Annotated in this window: 7 protein-coding genes and 1 tRNA gene; 5 read left to right on the forward strand and 3 right to left on the reverse strand. The window is 60.8% G+C overall.

Annotation, left to right across the window (positions count from 1 at the left end):
• Positions 1 to 270 precede the first annotated feature (270 nt).
• From JNL55_RS19885 to JNL55_RS19905, 5 genes are all read left to right on the forward strand, one after another.
• Positions 271 to 1665, forward strand: a complete 1395-nt coding sequence (locus JNL55_RS19885) for a GGDEF domain-containing protein (protein ID WP_293857719.1) — start codon at positions 271 to 273, stop codon at positions 1663 to 1665.
• Between the two features lie 447 nt (positions 1666 to 2112).
• The gene (locus JNL55_RS19890; RefSeq protein ID WP_293857722.1) at positions 2113 to 2685 is read left to right on the forward strand and encodes an HNH endonuclease; all 573 of its coding nucleotides are present in this window, start codon (positions 2113 to 2115) and stop codon (positions 2683 to 2685) included.
• Positions 2686 to 2899: 214 nt separating this feature from the next.
• Positions 2900 to 2973, forward strand: a tRNA-Leu gene (locus JNL55_RS19895).
• Positions 2974 to 3341: 368 nt separating this feature from the next.
• Positions 3342 to 4487, forward strand: a complete 1146-nt coding sequence (locus tag JNL55_RS19900; RefSeq protein WP_293857725.1) for a slipin family protein — start codon at positions 3342 to 3344, stop codon at positions 4485 to 4487.
• Between the two features lie 64 nt (positions 4488 to 4551).
• Positions 4552 to 5031, forward strand: a complete 480-nt coding sequence (locus JNL55_RS19905; RefSeq protein WP_293857728.1) for a nitrate reductase associated protein — start codon at positions 4552 to 4554, stop codon at positions 5029 to 5031.
• Positions 5032 to 5039: 8 nt separating this feature from the next.
• On the opposite strand, the gene JNL55_RS19910 is transcribed toward JNL55_RS19905, so the two are convergent.
• From JNL55_RS19910 to JNL55_RS19920, 3 genes are all read right to left on the reverse strand, one after another.
• Positions 5040 to 5252 (reverse strand): formate dehydrogenase subunit delta, encoded by a 213-nt coding sequence (locus JNL55_RS19910; protein ID WP_293857731.1) that lies wholly within the window; start codon positions 5250 to 5252, stop codon positions 5040 to 5042.
• Between the two features lie 5 nt (positions 5253 to 5257).
• Positions 5258 to 6088, reverse strand: a complete 831-nt coding sequence (fdhD, locus tag JNL55_RS19915) for a formate dehydrogenase accessory sulfurtransferase FdhD (RefSeq protein ID WP_293857734.1) — start codon at positions 6086 to 6088, stop codon at positions 5258 to 5260.
• Positions 6081 to 6270 (reverse strand): hypothetical protein (locus JNL55_RS19920; RefSeq protein WP_293857737.1); only part of this gene is annotated, 190 nt, incomplete at its 5' end. The genes JNL55_RS19920 and fdhD, both read right to left, overlap by 8 nt.

The following is a 6270-nucleotide window of genomic DNA, read 5'->3' on the forward strand; positions in this document are numbered from 1 at the left end:
GAACGGCGCCGGAAGCAGCAGCCGCCCGTCTGCTCGAGCAAGCGCCCCGCAGTGAATCGCCGACATGAAATTTTTGGCGAGCTGGGCACGCAACCGGCCGGTGATCGACCTGGGGTGGCCTTCTAAGGGGTTCCCTGAACCGTGCCCCTGGCCGTGCCCGCAATGTGCTTTTTGCGATCCACTTCACTCAAGCTTGGGGTACTTTGCTTCGATTAATACATATCAGCCGGACCACCGAAGCTGCCGACAACAAAGCTGGGCGAACCCTGTTTGAGTAAACGCGTTGTGACTGCCACCGAAACCGAGAATTGGCGCACGAAATACTTCGATAGCCTGGGGAGGCTGGAAAGCGAGCAAGAGCAATTCCGCGCCATGGAGGCCGCGCTGAAGCGGCTCATCGGCCGGCTTTGCACGGCTGCGCTCGGCCAATCGCCCCAGCTCGACGAGCAGATCAGGAAGCTGCAAGCCGTAGTCCGTCGAGACACCAACATCGACGAGCTGGCGCAGCTCACGTCACCGCTCACCGACGCGATCGGCGCGCTCGACCACCCCATGGTGGCACCGCCATCGGCCGTGCTGCCCGCTGCCGTCGCTACCGGGGGCGGCACCCGAACGTCGCTCGACGAACAACGCCTGCGCGCCATCTTGTCAGCGCTGCTCACCGAGCTACGGCGCGATACCGAGCTGCTCGAACAGTCCGACGCGCTCGATGCCAAGCTGGCCACGCCGTTGACGACCGAACGACTGCCCGAGGTGCTGGAGACGCTGACCGACCTGGTCATCAAGCGAATCGGCCGCGTCGAACAGGCCAAGCAGGAGGTCGAAGTCCTGCTCGGTGCCATGGTCGGCAAGCTGGATGAGATCGGCCAGTTCGTGGCCGAACAAAACCAGAACCAAACCCAATCGCAAGCCAGTAGCGAGACCTTGAACAAGCAGCTGGCCGGCGAAATGAAAGCCATGGGCGAGTCGGTGGACGCGGCCGGCGACTTACAGCAGATCCGCCAGCAGGTGCGCAGCCGACTGGACTCCATCGACCGCCACTTGCAGGAGTTCCGACAGCGCGAGACCACCTTCGCCGCCGCCATCCGCAACCGTAACGACCAGATGCGTTCGCGCATCGTGGAACTGGAAGCCGAAGCTAAACGGCTGCACAGCCAGCTGCAGGACGAGCAACGTCTGTCGACCATCGACGCGCTCACCAAGATTCCCAACCGGCTGGCGTACGAAAAGCGTATCGACGAGGAATTGAATCGTTGGCGCCGCTTCGGACAACCCATTTGTCTGGCGGTATGGGACGTGGATCATTTCAAGACCATCAACGATTCCTACGGGCATCGCGCCGGTGACCGAGTACTGCGGGCCGTCGCCGAATGTTTCGCCGGCAAGGTACGCAGCACTGACTTCGTCGCTCGTTATGGCGGCGAGGAGTTCGTGATGATTCTGCCGGGCACGCAGCTCGACGATGCCGCCCGCTTCAGCGAACGGCTGCGAGCCTCCATCGCTGAGATTGGTTTTCATTTTCGCGGCGCGCCGGTGTCGATCACTGTTTCCAGCGGTGTGACCGCCCTGCGGGCCGACGATACCGCCGAAGCCGTCTTCGACCGAGCCGACAAAGCCATGTATCGAGCCAAGGAATCCGGCCGCAATCGCTGCGTAACTGCGTAGCGATTGCGACCGCCTCAGCCATCGAATGTAACTTGAAGCCACGGCCCGACCCATTGTCATCGGGCTCGTTATAAAAATAGTTTGTTTCTTACAAATCTCGTTGTAGACTCGCCGCCCGTTACAAACATTGCCCCGAATAGTCGTCATGACCTTCACCGCCAAACCAGCCATGCACACGCAACGCGATTCGAATCGCGCCGCGTTCGGCTGCCTGCGGTTGGGTAGCTGGCCGTTCGCCGAACTCATTCGGTAACCGCCTTTCGGGCTCCAGCCCCGAAGGCGCAAGCCGAACGGGGCACAAGGAGCCAACACCGCGCGAGTTTTCCTCGCCGGTCCATCCTCCTCCCAAGCCTCGTTCGAGAAGTATTTTTTTCAAGCACGCGTCGGCGTGAGGCCACCCCTCAGCCCGACGATTCGTTTCTAACGCTCGACACAGGAGGAGCAACGATGAGTCCGCACATTCTCGCGCTTGACGTCGCCGGCGCTCCGCACCGGTGGCTGAACGTTCGTGAGGCCGCGCATTACTACGCCACCGACATGATCGCTTGGGCTGCCGGGCAGCACGAGTTCGTGCTCCACGGCGGAACGCAGCGAATCTCGGGCGAGCAGTCGCTGATTCGTGCCAGCTCGATCATCGCCATCAAAGGCCGCGACTTCATGGTTCGGCACTTCGATCGCGTACCGACGCTGACCAAGGACATGCTGCTCGCGCGTGACCGTTATACGTGCGCGTACTGCGCCCAGCGTTTTCGTGCCGAGCAACTCGATCTCGAACACATCGTGCCGAAGTCGAGAGGCGGAGCGGATACGTGGACCAACTTGGTCGCTGCCTGCAAGGCGTGCAATAGCCGCAAGGCCAATCGCACGCCCGAACAGGCCGGCATGAAGTTGCACTATGTGCCGTACGTGCCGAATCGCTACGAGGCGTTCATTTTGCGTAATCGCAAGATCCTGGCCGATCAGATGGAGTTTTTGCTGCTCGGCGTGCCGCGAAACTCGCGCTTGCACGGGAACGAGTGAAACAAGGCGGACGGAATTGTTTCCGTCCGCCGCAACAACGATTGTGTCCGAGCGCGCACATCGCGCTTGGGAAATGAATTTCGGTGGCGAGAGAGCTCGCGCCGATACCGCGGTCTAGGCCGAACGTTTTGTGTCAGCGGTTGTGGGTACCACCACACTGGCACGCTGCAGCGCTGCTGCTGTGTGTACCGCGCAGGACGTCGCCTTAACCACCAGCAATGTAGCTCAGTGGGTAGAGCAAGCAGCTCAGAACTGCTGTGTCGAGGGTTCAACTCCCTCTATTGCGTACGACCTTGCAAAAGTCGTGGGTAAGGCCGAAAGGCCCGGGGTTCGACTCCCCCTGTGATGCCAGTTGCATCAACACGCGAGGCGCGAGCCTCGCATCCGGGACGCCCCGGCGACCATGAGTCGCAGCGAGGGTCGAGCTTTGAGCGTCGATGTTCGACGTGTGTCAGGCCCGGTGGAGAGCGGCAGTTGAACAAACATTCGCACAAGGAAGCGCGAATGATGACAACTCCCGCCTGCGCCGGCGACGACTCCGTGGAACGCGACGACCGCACGACCAGCGCGGGACCGTTCCGGACCTTTTTTGGAATGCAGCCCTCGAGGAACTTGTGGGCTGCGTATTGAGTGGGTGACAACAAGGAGAAACGAAAATGACTATCAAGCGAATGATCGTCGCCCAGCACGAGCGTGCATTGGTGTGGAAGAACAAGACCTTTGCCGGCGTGCTGGAGCCGGGTAAGCACTGGGTGGCACAACCGTTCGGCGAGATTGCCGTGCAGCTGTACGACTTGACGGTGCCGGAGTTCGAACACGCGCGCGTCGACTTCCTGGTGAAGGAAGCGCGGCCGCTCATGGAACGTTATTTCGACATCGTCGAGCTCAGCGACAGCGAGGCGGGTCTGGTTTACAAGAACGGCAAGCTCGCCGGCGTGCTCGCGCCGGGTAAGCGGCAGCTGTACTGGAAGGGTCCGATCGAGGTGAAGGTCGAGAAGGTCGACATCTACCAGGATCTCGACGTGCCGGCGCGCATCGCCAAGCTGTTGGCGCGCGCCAAGCAGCCGCTACTCGCGCAGGCCAACGAAGCAATCAGCACCGTCGAGGTGCCGGACACTTCATTGGCGTTGCTGATCGTGGACGGTAAGTTCACCAAGCTGCTCGAGCCGGGCTTGCACGCGTTCTGGAAGTTTCAGCGCACGGTGAAGACCGAGCTGATCGACCGACGTGTGCAGACCATGGAAGTGTCGGGTCAGGACATCCTGACTCGGGACAAGGTCAGCTTGCGCGTCAACCTCACTGCCTTGTGGCAGGTGGCGGACGTGGTGACGGCGCGTGCAGCTCTGCAGAACTTCGTGGAGTTCATCTACAAGGAACTGCAGTTCGCGCTGCGTGAAGCGATCGGCAGCCGGACGCTGGACGAATTGCTGGGCGCCAAGGGCGAGTTGGATCGTGAGATCTACACCTCGGCGCGCGGCAAGATCGAACAGCATGGCATTCGGTTGACGAGCGTCGGTATCAAGGACGTGATTCTGCCGGGTGAGATGAAGGAAATTCTGAACCGGGTGGTGGAAGCCGAGAAGGTTGCGCAAGCGAACCTGATCAAGCGTCGAGAAGAGACCGCGGCTACGCGTTCGCTGCTCAACACTGCACGACTCATGGAAGAGAACCCGACGCTGTTGCGTTTGAAGGAATTGGAGACGTTGGAGAAGGTCACCGAAAAGGTGGACAAGCTGACGGTCTTCGGCGGACTGGAAGGCGTGTTGAAGGACACGGTACGCATCCAGATTCCGGCCCACTGAAAGGACGCACCGGGCCCGGCGGATCCCCGCCGGGCCTGTTTTTTTAGGTGTAGAATGCTCCGTCATGAACACTTCATCGAACAGCTCATCTGAAATATTCACGTTCGAGAAAGACTTCGCCGGCGCGTTGTACTGCATTCCCATGGCAGTGCGCCGCAAGCTCGATCTGTGCGGTGTGAAAGTTTCTTTGAAACAATGGAATCGTTTCGAGCTCGACGAACGCGAGCAAATGGTGGCGCAGGATTGCGAAACGCCGAATGAGATCGACACTTACGGCCGCTACGTCGTAGGCGTGATCGAACAGCGAACCGACGACGCGGCGCAGTTACTGGAGCGAGATGCCGGCACGGAATGGAACGATCCGAAGAGCGTGCCTCAGCGCGTGCTCGACTACTCGATGGAGCGCGATGTAACTCCGCCAACTGTAGCGCAATGGGCAGCACTCTCGCCGCTGCAGCGCTTTTCGATTTTCAAACTCACCCGCCCTGGCCACAGCAACGAAAACTTCGTGCCGGCCATGCGTGAGTTCGGGCTGATCGACTAACTGGCCCTCTAGCTGGCCTTGGCCGCGGCTTCCTCAGCCAACTGCTGAACCGCGGCGCGCACCGCCCCTTCCAACTCACCGCCGCCGGTTTCGTTGAAGTACCCGATGATGCGCCCTCGCATCCGCGGATCCCAATAGCGCCGTATGTGTTGATGAATGTTGGCAGCCGCCACCTTCTGATCCGCCTCGCTGGCGAAAAAGGACCCGATGTCGTTGGCCATCCGAACTAAGTAGTCGATGTGCATAGAAGCCGCGAAGGGTGAGCGTAAACCACGTGCTGATGCTCGCGAGCGAAACCGATCAAGGTCAAACCGGCAGACTCAGCCATCCGCACGGCAAACGCCGTCGGTGCCGACACCGCAGCGAGCAACGTGCCGCCGACCGTGACTGCCTTTTGGACCATTTCATAACTCGCGCGACTGGTCACCACGAAATAGCCTGCTGAGAAATCGCCGCCGGCACGCACGACCGCACCGATGACTTTGTCGAGCGCGTTGTGACGACCGACGTCCTCGCGCACCAGCTGAATTCCTGATTCCGGCGATACCCACGCCGCAGCGTGGACGCTGCCGGTACGTAAGTTGATCTCTTGTCGATGACGCAAATCCTTGAGCGCCGCATGCAATCCCTTCACGCCGACACTCACACCGCCTAGCACAGGCGCCGGGTGCCGAATCGCATCTTCGACCGTCGACGCGCCACACAGCCCGCAGCCGGTCCGGCCGGTGAGATTTCTTTGTCGACGCAGCAGCTCGGAAAGTTTCGCCGCGGGAATGCCGATGCGTACTTCCAACGCGCCATCGTCGCGCGTCACCGCCTCCACCGACTGAATCTCACCAGCAGAGTCGACGATGCTCTCGCTCAACGTGAACCCAACTGCCAGGTCCTCGAGATTCGCCGGCGTCGCCAGCATGACCACGTGCGGCACGCCCTGATACGTCAGCGCTACCGGCACTTCTTCGGCGACTTGATCGACGACCCGCTCGATGTCGCCATCACGCCAGCGCTGGACCGTGACTTCACAGCTAGTCGCCGGCGGAGGACTGTTGTCAGGCATGCACGCCTGTACCACGGCGAATACGTGTGTTGCGCTCGCTCATCTCGCGATAGCGCTTCTGCCACTCCGACGGCTGATTCACCTTCACCACTTGCACGGCCGTCACTTTGTACTCCGGGCAGTTGGTCGCCCAATCCGAGTTATCGGTGGTGACCACGTTGGCGCCGGACTCAGGGAAGTGG

The sequence above is a fragment of the Steroidobacter sp. genome, assembly GCF_016790065.1.
Taxonomy (GTDB): Bacteria; Pseudomonadota; Gammaproteobacteria; order Steroidobacterales; family Steroidobacteraceae; genus Steroidobacter.